Origin of the sequence: Stenotrophomonas capsici (assembly GCF_034961085.1) — a bacterium.
Classification (GTDB): domain Bacteria; phylum Pseudomonadota; class Gammaproteobacteria; order Xanthomonadales; family Xanthomonadaceae; genus Stenotrophomonas; species Stenotrophomonas capsici.
On sequence record NZ_JAYFUH010000249.1, the window covers coordinates 828,473 to 844,736 of the forward strand.

At 67.1% G+C, this 16,264-nt stretch carries 12 protein-coding genes; 4 read left to right on the forward strand and 8 right to left on the reverse strand.

Features of this window, described 5'->3' with window-relative positions:
* Positions 1-64: 64 nt before the first annotated feature.
* The 4 genes from VA603_RS17000 to VA603_RS17015 all read left to right on the forward strand — a co-directional run bounded on the left by VA603_RS17000 (position 65) and on the right by VA603_RS17015 (position 8,884).
* The gene (locus VA603_RS17000; RefSeq protein ID WP_323439527.1) at positions 65-5,044 is read left to right on the forward strand and encodes an NAD-glutamate dehydrogenase; all 4,980 of its coding nucleotides are present in this window, start codon (positions 65-67) and stop codon (positions 5,042-5,044) included.
* A gap of 271 nt (positions 5,045-5,315) precedes the next feature.
* On the forward strand, positions 5,316-6,080 hold the full coding sequence (locus VA603_RS17005) for an NAD kinase (RefSeq protein WP_132864269.1): 765 nt from the start codon (positions 5,316-5,318) through the stop codon (positions 6,078-6,080).
* A 78-nt stretch (positions 6,081-6,158) separates the two neighbouring features.
* Positions 6,159-7,103 (forward strand): 5'-nucleotidase, encoded by a 945-nt coding sequence (locus VA603_RS17010; RefSeq protein WP_192288513.1) that lies wholly within the window; start codon positions 6,159-6,161, stop codon positions 7,101-7,103.
* Positions 7,104-7,510: 407 nt separating this feature from the next.
* The gene (locus VA603_RS17015; RefSeq protein ID WP_323439528.1) at positions 7,511-8,884 is read left to right on the forward strand and encodes a flavin-containing monooxygenase; all 1,374 of its coding nucleotides are present in this window, start codon (positions 7,511-7,513) and stop codon (positions 8,882-8,884) included.
* A gap of 87 nt (positions 8,885-8,971) precedes the next feature.
* On the opposite strand, the gene VA603_RS17020 is transcribed toward VA603_RS17015, so the two are convergent.
* The 8 genes from VA603_RS17020 to can form a co-directional block, all read right to left on the reverse strand.
* The gene (locus VA603_RS17020; RefSeq protein ID WP_313251017.1) at positions 8,972-9,520 is read right to left on the reverse strand and encodes a DUF2939 domain-containing protein; all 549 of its coding nucleotides are present in this window, start codon (positions 9,518-9,520) and stop codon (positions 8,972-8,974) included.
* A gap of 16 nt (positions 9,521-9,536) precedes the next feature.
* Positions 9,537-10,040, reverse strand: coding sequence for an SRPBCC family protein (locus VA603_RS17025; RefSeq protein ID WP_132864265.1), 504 nt, complete (start codon positions 10,038-10,040; stop codon positions 9,537-9,539).
* 38 nt (positions 10,041-10,078) lie between these two features.
* Positions 10,079-10,765: a DUF2461 domain-containing protein gene (locus tag VA603_RS17030; RefSeq protein WP_323439529.1), complete on the reverse strand. Its 687-nt coding sequence runs from the start codon at positions 10,763-10,765 to the stop codon at positions 10,079-10,081.
* A complete protein-coding gene (sbcB, locus tag VA603_RS17035; RefSeq protein WP_323439530.1) occupies positions 10,762-12,204 on the reverse strand; it encodes an exodeoxyribonuclease I in 1,443 nt (480 codons plus the stop codon). Before sbcB ends, VA603_RS17030 begins: the two co-directional genes overlap by 4 nt.
* Complete coding sequence (locus tag VA603_RS17040; protein WP_323439531.1) at positions 12,204-13,574, reverse strand: FAD-dependent oxidoreductase; 1,371 nt, start codon at positions 13,572-13,574, stop codon at positions 12,204-12,206. Before VA603_RS17040 ends, sbcB begins: the two co-directional genes overlap by 1 nt.
* 19 nt (positions 13,575-13,593) lie before the next feature.
* Positions 13,594-14,868 (reverse strand): kynureninase, encoded by a 1,275-nt coding sequence (gene kynU / locus VA603_RS17045; RefSeq protein WP_323439532.1) that lies wholly within the window; start codon positions 14,866-14,868, stop codon positions 13,594-13,596.
* A gap of 55 nt (positions 14,869-14,923) precedes the next feature.
* Positions 14,924-15,451 carry a 3-hydroxyanthranilate 3,4-dioxygenase gene (locus tag VA603_RS17050; protein ID WP_132864260.1) on the reverse strand — a complete coding sequence of 176 codons (528 nt, stop codon included), beginning with the start codon at positions 15,449-15,451 and terminating at the stop codon, positions 14,924-14,926.
* Positions 15,452-15,552: 101 nt separating this feature from the next.
* The gene (gene can, locus VA603_RS17055; protein ID WP_192288522.1) at positions 15,553-16,215 is read right to left on the reverse strand and encodes a carbonate dehydratase; all 663 of its coding nucleotides are present in this window, start codon (positions 16,213-16,215) and stop codon (positions 15,553-15,555) included.
* Between the last annotated feature and the right edge of the window lie 49 nt (positions 16,216-16,264).

Here is a 16,264-nt window from a genome sequence, read left to right on the forward strand (position 1 = left end):
AGCTATTTTTGTTGCCGGGGATACAATCGCCGCACCTTCAACGAGCCCTACCCGAAGCTCCGACATGAAATCGCAAAAGCCTGCTGCAAAGTCCGTCAAACCGAAGAGCACGCCCCTGGCCAAGCACGTCCCCGCCGACGCTGCGCTGTCGCTGGAGCCGGTCTTCGCTGCCCTGCGCAAGCGCTATCCCGCCGCGGCGCAGGCCCAGGCGGTCGCGTTCGCCTCGGCCTTCTACAAGCGCATGGAAGGGGACGAGTTCAAGCTGCACTCGGCCGATGACTGGGCCGTGCTGGCCGCCGGCATGCTGGAGTTCGCACGTACCCGCAAGGCGGGCAAGGCCAACGTCCGCGTGTTCAACCCGACCCTGAAGGCCGATGGCTGGGAGTCGGCGCACACCGTGCTGCAGATCGTCAACGACGACATGCCGTTCCTGGTCGACACCGTGACCCTGGCGCTGGCCGAGCAGGGCGTCGGCGTGCATGTGCTGGGCCATCCGGTGATCGCCATTTCGCGCGACAAGGCCGGCAAGCTGGCCGGCGTGGGTGAGGGCGCGCTGGAATCGGTGATGCTGCTGGAAATCGACCGCCAGCCGGCGGCCGAGCTGGACGCAGTGGCCAAGCGCGTGTCCGAAGCACTGGACGACGTGCGTGCCATCGTCAAGGACTGGGAGCCGATGAAGGCCAAGGCACAGGCGCTGGCCGATGACCTGGGCAAGCGTGCGCTGCCGGTCAGCAAGGCCTCGCGCGTGGAGGCGCAGGAGTTCCTGCGCTGGGCCGCGGACAACCATTTCACCTTCTTCGGCTACCGCGAGTACAAGGTCGAGAAGCAGGGCAAGGAAGAAGTGCTGGTCGCCCAGAACGGCACCGGCCTGGGCCTGATGCGCGGCAAGGACACCTCGGTGGCGCGCCCGGTCAAGGGCCTGGCCGCGCAGGGCCTGAACACCAGCGGCGGCCTGGACGACGCGCTGATCCTGACCAAGACCAATGCCCGCTCGCGCATCCACCGCGGCGGCTACATGGACTACATCGGCGTGCTGGAGTTCGACGCCAAGGGCAAGATCATCGGCGAGCAGCGCTTCCTGGGCCTGTTCACCTCCAGCGCCTACAACCGTCGCCCGTGGGAAATCCCGCTGGTGCGCCAGCGCTATGAAGGCGTGATGGCGCGCTCGGGCCTGAGCCTGTCCAGCCACAGCGGCAAGGCGCTGCGCCACATCCTGGAGTCGCTGCCGCGCGAGGAGCTGTTCCAGTCCAGCCAGGATGAGCTGTTCCGCACCGCCATCGGCGTGCTGGGCCTGCAGGAGCGCGTGCGCAGCCGCCTGTTCCTGCGCCGCGACAAGTTCAGCCGTTTCATTTCCGCGCTGGTGTTCCTGCCGCGCGAACGCTTCAACACCGACGTGCGCCTGCGCATCGAGAGCCTGCTCAAGGATGCGCTGCAGGGCGAGCACGTGGACTCCAGCGTGGTGCTGGGCGACTCGCCGCTGGCCCAGGTACACCTGATCGTGCGCCCGAAGGCCGGCCAGAGCCTGGAGCTGGATACCGAAGGCCTGGAAAAGCGCCTGGCCCACGTGCTGCGCAACTGGCAGGACGACCTGCGTGAAGCGCTGGTCGCAAGCCACGGTGAAACCGAAGGCCTGCGTATCGCCGCCCGCATCGGCAAGGCACTGCCGGCCGGCTACATCGAGGACTCCAGCGCCGAGATCGCCGCGGCCGACGTGGCCCAGCTGGACGCGCTGACCGGTCCGGAAGACCTGCGCCTGAGCCTGCAGTCGATCCGCCGCGACGACGTGGATGGCCTGCGCCTGAAGCTGTACCGCCAGCTCGACGACATCCCGCTGTCGGACGTGCTGCCGATGATGGAGAACATGGGCCTGCGCGTGGTCGCCGAGCGCCCGTACCGGCTGATGGTCGATGACGCGCCGGTCTACGTGCAGGACTTCGAGGTCGAATCGACCGTGCCGGGCATCGATGCGGCCGCGGCCAATGCCGGTTTCAGCGATGCCTTCGCCCGCGTGTGGCGCGGCGACGCCGAGAACGACGGCTTCAATCGCCTGGTGCTGGCCGCCGGCCTGGACTGGCGCCAGGTCTCGATGCTGCGTGGCTACTGCAAGTACCTGCTGCAGATCGGCGTGCCGTTCTCGCAGTCCTACGTGGAAGGCACCTTCAGCCGCTACCCGCTGCTGGCGCGCCTGATCGTGGAGCTGTTTGAAGCCCGCTTCGACCCGACCCCGGCCGTGGACGCCGCCGCGCTGGACGCCCAGCTGGCCCAGTTCAAGGCGCTGGCCGGTGGCGACGCGGCCACCCTCAAGCTGCTCGACGGCGTGGTCAAGGCGCGCAAGGGCAGCCGCGATGCACGCATGGCGCTGGTCCACGAGGTGCTGGTCAAGCTGCTCGATGGCGTCTCCAGCCTGGACGAGGACCGCATCCTGCGCAGCTTCATCGGCGTGATCGAAGCCACCTTGCGCACCAGCTACTACATGCCGCGCAAGGACGGCCTGCGTGCCGATGGCGGCCCGGCCGACTACATCAGCTTCAAGTTCGATGCCGCCAAGGTGCCGGACCTGCCCAAGCCGCGCCCGTACCGCGAGATCTTCGTGTGCGGCCCGCGCGTGGAAGGTACCCACCTGCGCTTCGGCCCGGTGGCCCGTGGCGGCCTGCGCTGGTCCGACCGCCGCGAGGACTTCCGCACCGAAGTGCTGGGCCTGGTCAAGGCACAGATGGTGAAGAACACCGTGATCGTGCCGGTCGGCTCGAAGGGTGGCTTCTTCGCCAAGCAATTGCCGGACCCGTCGGTGGACCGCGATGCGTGGTTCGCCGAGGGCGTGGCCTGCTACAAGCGCTTCATCAACGGCCTGCTGGACATCACCGACAACATCGTCAACAACAAGATCGTGCCGCCGGTGGGCGTGGTGCGCCATGACCAGGACGATCCGTACCTGGTGGTGGCCGCCGACAAGGGCACCGCGACCTTCTCCGACACCGCCAACGGCATCGCCCGCGCGCACGGCTTCTGGCTGGACGACGCGTTCGCTTCCGGTGGTTCGGTCGGCTACGACCACAAGGGCATGGGCATCACCGCGCGCGGTGCGTGGGAGTCGGTCAAGCGCCACTTCCGTGCACTGGGCCGCGACTGCCAGAAGCAGGACTTCACCGTGGTCGGCATCGGCGACATGTCCGGCGACGTGTTCGGCAACGGCATGCTGCTGTCCGAGCACATCCGCCTGGTCTGCGCGTTCGACCACCGCCACATCTTCCTGGACCCGAACCCGGTGGCGGCGAGCTCGTTCAAGGAACGTGCGCGCATGTTCACCGTGCCGCGCTCGAGCTGGGCGGACTACGACAGCAAGCTGATCAGCAAGGGCGGCGGCATCTACCCGCGTTCGCTCAAGTCGATCGAGATCACCCCGCAGGTGCGCGAGGCCCTGGGCATCGACGCCAGCATCAAGGCGATGACCCCGACCGACCTGATCAACGCCGCGCTGAAGGCGCCGGTGGACCTGCTGTGGAACGGCGGCATCGGCACCTACGTCAAGTCCTCCACCGAGACCAATGCCGACGTGGGCGACCGCGCCAACAACGCGCTGCGCGTCAACGGTGGCGAGCTGCGTTGCAAGGTGGTGGGCGAGGGCGGCAACCTGGGCATGACCCAGCTGGGCCGCATCGAGGCCGCGCAGGTGGGCGTGCTGCTCAACACCGACTTCATCGACAACTCGGCCGGTGTGGACACCTCCGACCATGAAGTCAACATCAAGATCCTGCTCAACGACGTGGTGCGCGCCAAGAAGCTCACCGTCGACCAGCGCAACAAGCTGCTGGCGTCGATGACCGACGAGGTCGCCGAGCTGGTGCTGATGGACAACTACCGCCAGAACCAGGCGCTGAGCCTGATGGAGCGCATGAGCGCGACCCGCCTGGGGTCGAAGCAGCACTTCATCCGCACGCTGGAACAGCAGGGCCTGCTGGATCGCCAGATCGAGTTTCTGCCGTCCGACGCCGAGCTGTCGGCACGCAAGCTGCGTGGCCTGGGCCTGACCCGCCCGGAGCTGGCGGTGCTGCTGTCGTACTCCAAGATCGTCGCCTTCCAGCAGCTGCTGGAATCGGACATCCCGGAGGACCCGTACCTGTCCAAGGAGCTGCTGCGTTACTTCCCGCAGCCGCTGCAGAAGAAGTACGCCGATGCGATGGACCGCCACCGCCTGAAGCGCGAGATCATCGCCACGGCGGTGACCAACCAGACCATCAACCGCATGGGCGCCACCTTCCTGATGCGCATGCAGGAGGACACCGGCCGTACCGTTGCCGAGGTCGCCAAGGCCTACACGATCAGCCGCGAGACGCTGGATGCCCGTGCGCTGTGGACGCAGATCGACGCACTCGACGGCACCCTGCCGGAGGCCGTGCAGGTCGATGCGCTGGAAGTGATCTGGAAGCTGCAGCGTTCGTTCGTGCGTTGGCTGCTGAACCGTCCGGGTGCGATGCCGGGCATCACCGCCGCGGTCGATCGCTACCAGGGGCCGTTCAACGACATCCGCGTCGCCTCGGGCGTGCTGCCGGATTCGCAGCGCCCGGCCTACGAGGCCAGCGTCAAGCAGTGGAAGGAGAAGGGCCTGCCGGCGGCACTGGCACAGCAGCTGTCCGAACTGCACTTCCTGGAGCCGGCGTTCGACATCATCGAGCTGGCGCGTACCCGCAAGCTCAAGCCGGTGGACGTGTCCAAGGTCCACTTCCGCCTGGGCGAAGCCCTGCAGATGCCGTGGCTGTTCGAGCAGATCGACGCGCTGGAGGTCAATGGTCGCTGGCATGCGGTGGCCCGAGGCGTGCTGCGCGACGAACTGGCCGCGCACCAGCGCAACCTGACCGGCCAGGTGCTGTCGATGAAGGGCGCCTCGGCCGAGGCCAAGGTGGCGGCCTGGTTGAACCGGGACGACAGCAGCCTGCGCTTCACGCTGTCGATGCTGGCCGAGTTGGCCGAGCAGAAGACGCTGGACTACCCGACCGTGTCGGTGGCGGTGCAGCGCCTGGGCCAGCTGGCCGCGCACGGCGTCTGAAGCTGATGGTTTGAAGGCCGGGCCTGCGCGAGCGGGCCCGGCCTTTTTTGTTTCCGGTGTTTCTGCTTTTTCCCTCACCCCAACCCCTCTCCCGCGGGCGGGAGAGGGGCTTGAAGCAGTCTTGGCGGACTGGAGCCCCTCTCCCGCCCGCGGGAGAGGGGTTGGGGTGAGGGCAAGAGGCAGCAACAGGAAACCCCACGCATGAAAGCAATGCTGTCGCTTCAGCCGCAGCGGGTTATCCTCGCCCCCTGAGCCGAACCCGAAGACGCCCGTGTCCCCCCGAATTGCTTTCTTGGCCAGTTCCGTCGACGCCGCACAGCAGGCCCGTGCCACGCTGGCGGCCCGCTATGGCGACCATGATCCGGAAAATGCCGACGTGATCTGCCCGTTGGGCGGCGACGGCTTCATGCTCCAGACCCTGCACCGGCACGGCAACAAGGGCAAGCCGGTGTTCGGGATGAAGCTCGGCACGGTGGGTTTCCTGATGAACCACCACCGCGACGAAGACCTGGTCGAACGCCTGGCCCAGGCCGAGCCGGCGCACCTGCGCCCGCTGGAGATGATCGCGCTGACCGAATCCGGTACCAGCACCGGCTCGCTGGCCTACAACGATGTCTCGATGCTGCGGCAGACCCGCCAGGCCGCGCATATCGGCATCGACCTCAATGGCCAGCAGCGGGTGGAAGAGCTGATCTGCGACGGTGTGCTGGTCTCCACGCCCGCCGGCAGCACCGCCTACAACTATTCCGCGCATGGTCCGATCCTGCCGCTGGGCTCCAACACCATCGCTTTGACTCCGCTGGCCCCCTACCGGCCGCGCCGCTGGCGCGGGGCGATCCTCAAGGCCGACACCGAGGTGCGCTTCCGGGTGCTGGACCCCTACAAGCGCCCGGTCAGCGTCACCGCCGATTCGCACGAAACCCGCGACGTGGTGGAAGTCACCATCCGCGAATCGCGCGAGCGCCAGGTCACCTTGCTGTTCGACCCCGAGCACAACCTCGAAGAGCGCATCCTCAGCGAGCAGTTCATGTTCTGAGTGGGCGGCGTGACCGCCGTTGCACGGGGTTCCGGGTAGACTGGGCCCCGCTCTTCGATATCACTGGGTTCCTCGTTCATGGGTGACAACACTCCCCGGCTCCTCACCGTCGCGGTGACTTCGCGCGCCTTGTTCGACCTCGAGGAAGGGCATGCGTTGTTCGAACGCGAAGGGGTGGAGGCCTACGCGGCCTACCAGCGCGAGCACGAGGACGACATCCTCAAGCCGGGCGTGGCTTTCCCGGTGGTACGCAAGCTGCTGGCCCTCAACGACGGTGCACCGGAAGACACCCCGCGGGTGGAGGTGATCCTGTTGTCGCGCAACTCCGCCGACACCGGCCTGCGCATCTTCAACTCGATCCAGCATTACGGGCTGGACATCGTGCGCGCCACCTTCACCGCCGGCGAGCCCACCTGGCCGTACGTGAAGCCGTTCGGCACCGATCTGTTCCTGTCGGCCAACCCCGAATCGGTGCGGCGTGCATTGGTGCATGGCATCGCCGCGGCGACGATCCTGCCGCAGAGCGCCGCCGACGTGCTCGCCGCCACCGCCGCGGCAACCGATACCGGGCGTCCGAGCACCCAGCTGCGCATCGCCTTCGATGGTGACGCGGTGATCTTCAGCGACGAGAGCGAACGCATTTCGCGCGAGCAGGGCGTCGAGGCATTTGGCCGGCACGAACGCGAACGCGCGCACGAGCCGCTCAGCGGCGGCCCGTTCCGCAACTTCCTTTCCGCCCTGCATGCGCTGCAGGCGGCCTTTCCGGCCGGCGAGGCGGCGCCCATCCGCACTGCGCTGGTCACCGCGCGCTCGGCGCCGGCGCATGAGCGGGTGATCCGCACCCTGCGCGAATGGGGGGTGCGCCTGGATGAAGCCCTGTTCCTGGGCGGCCGCCACAAGGGGCCATTCCTGGAAGCCTTTGGCGCGGACATCTTCTTCGACGATTCGCAGCACAACATCGACAGCGCACGCCAGCATGTGACTGCCGGCCACGTGCCGCATGGCGTCGCCAACCCCGATTGATCCGCGGCAGGAGCAACTTCGGTCGCGAGGCCAACCCTCCTCGCCGAGCATCGCTCGGCGCTGCCGTGGTCGGTTTGCAAACCGCCATGCAACGCATGTTAGGATGAAACCGCTTTCGCGGGCCTCGTCTTGACCCAGCGACAATCCTGTCGCGTCCTTTTTCATCTGCACGCAAGCGGCAGATCACCCGCCCGCACAGCACCCACCCGGTGATGAAGGGGCGGGGCCTGTTCCCCGACCGGTGGCTTGAATTCGCCAATCCCTCGTCGTGCTGCCTTGCGTGGCGGCCGGGTGTTTCGCGCGCGGCGCGGGACCGGACGCATTGTCTCTCCCGCCCGTGCATAACGCGCCCTTGCGCAGTGTTGTCGTGCCCGCACGGCAGCAGCTACACAGGAGAAACAACCCGAATGACCATGCGTATCGCCATTCTTGGTGCCGGCCCGAGCGGCCTGGCACAACTGCGTGCATTTGAATCCGCCCGCCGCGCGGGTGCACAGGTACCGGAGATCGTCTGCTTCGAGAAGCAGTCCGATCTGGGAGGAATGTGGAACTACACATGGCGCACCGGGCTGGATGCCTATGGCGAACCTGTACACGGCAGCATGTACCGCTACCTCTGGTCGAACGGCCCGAAGGAAGCGCTGGAATTCGCCGATTACAGCTTCGAAGAGCATTTTGGCCGCCCGATCGCCTCCTACCCGCCGCGCGCCGTGCTGCGCGACTACATCATGGGCCGCATCGAGAAGAGCGGCGTGCGCGACCAGATCCGCTTCAACATGGCAGTGCAATGGGTGGACTACTCCGAGCAGACCCAGCGCTTCACCGTGACCGTGCGTGACCTGAAGAAGGACGAGCTGGTAAGCGAGGAGTTTGACCGCGTCATCGTCGCCACCGGCCATTTCTCCACGCCGAACGCGCCGTTCTTCGAAGGGCTGGAGCGCTTCCCGGGACGCGTGCTGCATGCGCATGACTTCCGCGATGCCTGCGAGTTCACCGGCAAGGATCTGTTGCTGGTCGGCAGCAGCTACTCGGCCGAGGACATCGGTACCCAATGCCACAAGTACGGTGCCAGGTCGGTGACCTACAGCTACCGCAGCGCGTCGATGGGCTATGACTGGCCGGAGGCATTCGACGAGCGGCCGCTGCTGCTGCGCGTGGAAGGCACCACCGCGCATTTCGCCGATGGCAGCAGCAAGGACGTGGATGCCATCGTGCTGTGCACCGGCTACCAGCACCACTTCCCGTTCCTGCCGGATGCGCTGACCCTGCGCACCCGCAACCGGCTGTACCCGCCGGACCTGTACAAGGGCGTGTTCTGGATCGACAACCCGAACCTGATCTACCTGGGCATGCAGGACCAGTACTACACGTTCAACATGTTCGATGCGCAGGCCTGGTACGCGCGCGACGTGATCCTCGGGCGTATCGCCTTGCCGGAGGGGGCGCGGATGCGGGCCAACAGCCAGGACTGGGTGGCCCGTGAGGAGGCCACCACCTCGGTCGAGCAGGACATCGATTTCCAGACCGCCTATGTGCGCGACCTGCTGGATGCGACCGACTATCCCGACTTCAACGTCGAAGCGGTTGCCGACCTGTTCAAGCAGTGGAAGCACGACAAGAAGGACGACATCCTCGGCTACCGCAACTGCAGCTATCGCTCGGTGCTGACCGGGACCCTCGCGCCGCCACACCACACGCCGTGGATGGAGGCGATGGATGATTCGCTGGAGGCGTTCCTGGCCGACAGCGTGGTCGAGGAACCGCAGCGGCGTATCGCCTGAGCGGGGAGGGCGCCGACAACCGGCGCCCTGGTCGTGCCGGGCCATGCCCGGCACGGACTACCCGCAACGCTGCGTGGTTGCGCGCGGCTACGGCGTTTGCAGCGGCAACTGGATGTTGGTCAGCCGCCAGCGCAGCCCTTGCCGGCTCAGCACGAACACCACTTCACGGCCATCCTCCAGGCGGGTAGTGGCGGTGAAGCGCGACAACGATTCGTAGTGGCCCTGGGTGTTGGCCAGGGGCTTGGCCGGCGCGGGCGGGCCCCAGGTATCGCCATTGGCGGTGTTGCCGATGGCACGCTTCCACAGGCTGTCGCCCTGCAGCAGGGCGGCCACGCCGATGGGGGTCACCATCGTGTCGACGCCGGCGCCGGTCACGTTGCTGGCCACGCCCAGCAGCACCGCGCCGAAAAGATTGGACTGCGCGTCGGGACCGGCCTTGCGCACCATGTAGTCGCTGAGCTGGGCCTTGAGGTTGACCCGCAACGCCGGGAAGTCGACGTGACGTTGCAGGCGGCCGGTGTCGCGTTCCTCGATGGCACGGCTGATGCCGTGGATGGCGAGGTAAGGGCCGCCAATGACATAGCCGGCCAGCGCCAGGGCGAGCAGGATGACCGCCGGAAGGATCCACTTCTTCATCGTCTGCTCCTGTGGCTCACTGCCGTCCGCCGGCCTGCGATTCGGCCCAACGACGCAGCATCACCAGGGTTTCGGCCCACGCCTGGCTGCAGAAGCCGAAGTACTCGCTGTCGGGGTCCCAGCCCAGGTGCTGGAACTCCACCACGGTCATCGGCTCGCCTTCGTGCGGCAGGCCGCGCCATGCACCGGGGCTGGCCCGGCGCGAGAGGTCGAAGCGGATTTCGGTCCCGGCCCAGGACGAGGCCGGGCTGAGCGCCGGGTGATGGCTGATGACCTCCAGCCGCACGCGTTGGCCGGGTACGGCCTCCAGCAGCTTCATCGCCACCACGCCATGCGCACCACCGGGGTTGTGGCTGATGACCGGCTCGCCATCGATGACATGGTGCTGGTGGGGGATCCACCAGCGGCTCAGGCCCTGGGCCGAGGCCAGGGCTTCATAGACGGTGGCCAGGGGAGCGTCGATCCAGAGCTGGTGGTGGATGCTGGCCATGGCAGTGGGGTCCGGGAGGGTTGCAGGCAAGGTTGCCGCAAATCCGTGTTGGCTGCGTGAACCCCGGCTCAGAACTCCAGGTCCAGTGCCGCGCACAGGTAGTCGACGAACGGCGCCAGGGCGGCCAGGTCCTTGGCCAGTGTCTGGCGCAGGCGCGGCCCGGTCATGGTGTCGTCGTCGATGGCGCGCCACAGCACCCAGTTGCGATGCTTGAGGTCGTCGATGAACTCGAAATCGGCGGGGAACCCGCGCGGCGGGCGCACCAGTTTCTCGCTGGTCTCGAAGTCGTAGCGCTTTCGCACCGCCGGCGCATGCGCGGCGGCCTTCCAACTGCCCGGGTTGTCGAAGATGAACTGACGCAGCTTGCGCTGGGTGTCCGGTTCCGGATGCCAGATGCCGGCACCGATGAAGTTCTCGCCCGGTGCCAGGTGGATGTAGTACGACGGCGCGGGGACTTCCTTGCGGCGCTCGTGGAACAGCCGTGCGCCCTGCCAGGTCTTGTATGGCGTCTTGTCGTTGGAGAAGCGCGAGTCACGGTAGATGCGGAACAGCGAACCACCGACGGTGCGTGGGTCGGCACGGAAGTGCTCGCTGACCTCGGTCAGGTCTGGCTGCAGGTCGGTGATCAGGCGCAGGAACGGCTGCCGTACATACTCTTCGTACTGCTGCTTGTGCTCGGCAAACCAGGCCTTGTCGTTGTGCCGGGCCAGGCCGCGCAGGAATTTGTAGCTGGCGTCGCTGAAGTACTGGGTCATAGCGTGGTCTGCAGGTCGTTGCCCCACTGGTCCAGCGCGTCGAGCAGGGCCAAGGAAGCCGGGTTGTCCTGGTGTTCGGAACGGAGTGCGGTGATCTGCGCGAAATACGCCGGCAAGGTCTGTTCGGACAGGCCGGGCACGTCGAGCAGTCGCTGGCGACGATACGCATCCCAGCGTGAGCGCGCGGTCGCATCCAGCGATTGCGGGTGGTTGCGGGCGCGGTAGCGGAACAGCAGCTCCGGCAGGCGCGGGTCACGGAAGCGTTGTTCCAGCGCCTGGAGTGCCTCCGGTGGGGCGGTGCGGACCTTGCTCAGCAGGCCCTTGTCGCCTTCGGCCAGGAAGCCGTCGTACAGCGAGGCGTCGGCGTCGACCGGGCCTTCCTGGCCGCGTTCGCGGGCGAACACCTGACGGGCCTTCTCGGCCAATGCCGGGCCGGTCGCGCGCAGCCTTTCGGCCTTGGCTTCGACCTCGGCCGGGTCGATGGCCAGGCGCTGGAAGTCGGGCGCGCGCAGGTGGTTCCAGGCCACCAGCGCCGGCACCTTGTTGAGGTGGACCTCTTTCAGTGGTACGCGCTGCTGGCCTTCGGGCAGGTCGGCGGCGCGGGTGTACAGGCGCTGGGTGATCTCCTCCACCGACAGGTCCATCAGCGCGTCGACGTCGCCTTCCAGATCGAACACGATCACCCGGTTGTTGATATGCGGATGGTGGGCCAGCGGCAGTACCGGGGCCGCGCACAGCCGGCTGGCCGGGTAGCGCATGGAGATGTGCAGTACCGGCTGCATCGCCACCACGTCGAGCAGGCTGGCGACGAAGCGCTTGTCGCGCAGGCGCAGCGCGTACTCCCACATGCGTGGCTGCGCCTGCTGGAAGCGACGCGCCATGCCGATGGTGGCGTAGACGTCGGACAGTGCCTCGTGGGCATCGCCTTCGCGCACGTCGTTGGCCAACGCGAGGTGTTCCAGCTTGAACGAGGTGGCGCCGTCCTCGCGGGTGGGCCACTGGATGCCCTCCGGGCGCAGCGCGTGGACCAGGCGCAGCATGTCGAGCAGGTCCCAGCGCGAGTTGCCGCTGCGCCACTCGCGTTCGTACGGATCATGGAAGTTGCGGAACAGCCCGTAACGGACGAATTCATCGTCGAAGCGCAGTGTGTTGTAACCCAGCGTGCAGGTCTTCGGGCGTGCCATCAGCTCCTGGATGCGGGCGAACGCCTCCGCTTCGCTGACGCCTTCGGCCAGCGCGTGCTGCGGGGTGATGCCGGTGATCAGCGTGGCGATGGGCGAGGGCAGCAGGTCATCGGCCGGCTTGACGTAGAAGCTGACCGGCTCGTCGATCACGCGCAGTTGCGGGTCGGTACGGACCGCGGCGAACTGCGCGATGCGGGTGCGGCGTGGGTCCTGGCCGAAGGTCTCCAGGTCGTAGAACAGGAAGCTGTCGGCCATCAGTGCGCGCCCTCCAGTACGGGCAACTGCGCGTGCACGACCTGCTCCAGCGCGGCCCAGTCGATGTGCGCCAGCGTGTCGTGGCCGGCGGTGGCATCGGCCAGGATGCGCTGCTGGATGCGGGTGCGTTCCAGCGCGAGCGCATACGGCGTGTGCAGGAAGGTAACCATCGTGTAGTGCGGGACGAAGCGGGTCGGCCAGCGCGCCTGCAGGGCCTGTTCCAGCTCGCGCTGCAGCAGGAAGGCCGGGTCGGCCACGCGGTCGCGCATCTCAAGGTAGTTGTCCAGCGCCATCTGCTGGATGGCCGCGGCATTGGGCTTGCGCTCGGCCTCGAACGCAGCGAAGGCGTCTTCGGTGGTCGCGCATTCGGCCAACCTGCGGGCCAGCACCACGCAGTCCTCGAACGCGCAGTTCATGCCCTGGCCGTGGAACGGCACCATCGCATGCGCGGCATCACCGATCAACACGGCCTTGCCACCCTGGTGCCAGCGGTCCAGGTACAGCGTGCCGAGCAGGCCCGGCGGGTGTTGTTCCCAGTCCTGGCGCAGGTTGGGGATCAGCGCCAGCGCATCCGGGAAATCGCGCTGGAACAGGGCCTCGGCTTCGGCACCGCTGCGCACCGTGGCGAAGCTCGGCTCCCCGGCGTTGGGCAGGAACAGGGTGACGGTGAAGGTGCCCTCGTCGTTGGGCAAGGCGATGCACATGTACCGGCCACGTGGCCAGATATGCAGGGCATTGCCCTCGATCAGGAAGCGGCCGTCCGGACCGGGCGGGATCTCCAGTTCCTTGTACGAGTGGTCGAGGAAATCGATGCGCTCGCCCAGCGGTGACTTGCGGTTCATCGCCGCGCGCAGCGCCGAACCGGCGCCGTCGGCGCCGATCAGCGGTGTGTCGAAGTGGATGTCATGCGGCGAGTCATCGCGGTCATCGATGAAGCGTGCGTAGCCGGCATCGAAATCCACCGTGTGCAGGCGCCGGTGGAAATGCACCTGCACACCGGCCTGCTCGGCCAGCTGCAACAAGGTGACATTGAGGTCCTTGCGGTGCACCGACCAGATCACCTCGCTGTCGTCGCGCCCATACCGCTGCAGTTCCTCGCCGCCGCCACGCGGATGCACCATGCGCCCGCGCATCATCACCGTGCGCGCCATCACGGCGTCTTCCACGCCGGCCTGGCGCAGCGCGTTGCGTCCGCGCTCGGCCAGGGCCAGGTTGATCGAGCGGCCGGACTCGTAGTCGGCCACGCGCGGATCGCCGCGACGTTCGTAGATGGTGATGCGCCAGCCCTGGCGCGCCAGCAGGATGGCGAGCAACGAGCCGGCCAGGCCGGCGCCGATCAGGGTAAGGCTGCGGGGAGCGGTCGTGGTCAAATGCAGGGGTTCCGTAGGCTCAGACACCGGCCCAGGCTTCCACTTCGTCGATGAAGCGGTAGACATCGCGGTAACGGTTGTACATCGGCGTGGGCGAGATGCGGATCACGTCCGGTTCGCGCCAGTCGCCCAGCACGCCCACCGATTGCAGGTATTCGAACAGCGAGCGGCCCTGGCTGCGGCCGCCGTTCACGCGCAGCGACAACTGGCAGCCGCGGCGTTCGACGTCGCTCGGGGTGATGACCTGCAGCACTTCGCCCAGGCGCGCGCGGACCATCGTTTCCAGGTAGCCGGTCAGGCGCTCGGACTTGGCCCGCAGCGCCGGCATGCCGGCTTCGTCGAACAAGGCCAGCGAGGCCCGCAACGGGGCCAGGCCGAGTACCGGCGGGTTGCTCAGCTGCCAGCCTTCGGCGCCGACTTCCGGCACGAACTGCGGCGCCATCTGGAAGCGGGTGGCCTGCTCGTGGCCCCACCAGCCGGCAAAGCGCGGCAGCGTGGTGTCGTTGGCATGGCGCTCGTGCACGAAGCAACCGGCGACCGCGCCGGGGCCGGCATTGAGGTACTTGTAGTGGCACCACACCGCGAAGTCGGGGGCGATGTCGTGCAACGCCAGCGGCACGTTGCCGACCGAATGGGCCAGGTCGAAGCCGATATTGGCGCCGTGTGCACGCGCCAGCCGGGTGATCACGTCCAGGTCGAACACCTGGCCGGTGCGGTACTGCACGCCCGGCCACAGCACCAGCGCCACGCGCTTGCCGTTGTCGGCGATGGCGCGCTCGATCGCGGCCATCGAAATGGTGCCGTTGGGCTCGTCCGGCTGGACCTCGATCAGGTCGGTGTCCGGGTTGAAGCCGTGGAAGCGGATCTGCGCCTCGACCGCATGGCGGTCGGTCGGGAATGCGCCGGCTTCCATCACGATGGCCGGACGCTCGGCGGTCGGGCGGTAGAAGCTGACCATCATCAGGTGCAGGTTCACGCTCAGCGTGTTCATCGCCACCACTTCGCCGGGCAGCGCGCCGACCACGCGGGCCAGCGAATCGCGCACCAGCCGGTGGTAGCTCATCCAGTGCGTGGGACCGGTGAAATGGCCCTCCACGGCAATGCTCGCCCACAGGTCCATGACTTCCTGCACCATCGCCTTGGCACCCTTGGGCTGCAGGCCCAGCGAGTTGCCGACGAAGTAGATCTGGTCCTCGGCGTCGTGCTGCGGGATCAGGAACTGGTTGCGCAGGTGGCGCAGCGGATCGGCAGCATCCAGTGCGGTGGCGTGGGCCGGGGACAGGGTTTCGTTCATCGGTGTGCGGGCGTCGAGAAAGAACCCGCAGTGTACCCCGGCACCGCGCCCCGGCTCAGGCCTCCGGGGTGGCCGGCTGTGGCAGCGGATGGACCGTGCCGCATTGCGTGCAGGTCCGGTGCTGCAGCGAGGAGTGGAAGCGATCGAAGACCTTGGGCAGGTCGGTCTCGATGTTCTTCAACGGGAAGAACTCCTCGTAGATCTTGTGGTTGCAGCTTGGGCAGAACCACATGAATCCATCCAGTTCATGTTCCAGCCGCTTGCGCTCGACCACCAGCCCGACCGAGCCGGGCATGCGCTGCGGCGAATGCGGCACGCGCGGCGGCAGCAGGAAGATCTCGCCGGCCCGGATCGGGATGTCGCGCACCGTGCCGTCTTCCTGCACGCGCAGCACCATCTCGCCTTCTAGCTGGTAGAACCACTCCGGGCCTTCGTCCCAGTGGTAGTCGCTGCGGCTGTTGGGGCCGCCGACCACCATCACGATGAAGTCGCCGTTCTCGATCATCTTGTTGCCGACCGGCGGCTTGAGCAGGTGGCGGTGTTCCTCGATCCAGCCAGGCAGGTTGATGGGGGAAGCAAGCATGCGGATGTCCCGGCGGAAGGTTTGCCTTCTCCCGCCGACGGGAGAAGGTGCCCCGAAGGGGCGGATGAGGGGGCTCTCTTGCGTAAGCCCAAACGTACGACTCAGTGCCGCTTGCCGCGCCGCGGCACGAACGACAATGCCTTCTCGTAGGCCGGCTGCAGATCTTCCGGCGCACCGACGTCGATGCCCATCTCGCTGACCCGGCCGTCGCGCAGGCTGTAGACCCAGCCGTGCACCATCAGCTTCTGGCCGCGTGCCCAGGCGTCCTGCACGATGGTCGAGTGGCAGGCATTGACCACCTGCTCGATCACGTTCAGTTCGCACAGGCGGGCGTGGCGCAGCTCCGGGTCCTCGATCTGGGACAGGATGTCGTTGTGCTTCTGCGCGACATCGCCGACGTGGCGCAGCCAATTGTCGGCCAGGCCGACGCGCACCTTGTTCAACGCCGCATGCACGCCGCCACAACCGTAGTGGCCGACGATCAGGATGTGCTTGATCTTGAGCTGGTCCACCGCGTACTGGATCACGCTCAGGCAGTTCAGGTCGGTATGCACCACCACGTTGGCGACATTGCGGTGCACGAACACCTCGCCCGGCGCCATGCCGATGATCTGGTTGGCCGGCACGCGCGAGTCGGAGCAGCCGATCCACAGGTATTCCGGGTTCTGCTGCTTGGCCAGCTGGTGGAAGAACTCCGGGTCTTCACGTTCGATCCGGTCCGCCCATTCGCGGTTGTTCTGCAGCAGCTTGAGGATGTCTTTCATCGTTGGGATTCCCTTGCGATCAGGTAGGAGGGGGCGCCGCACCGCGGGG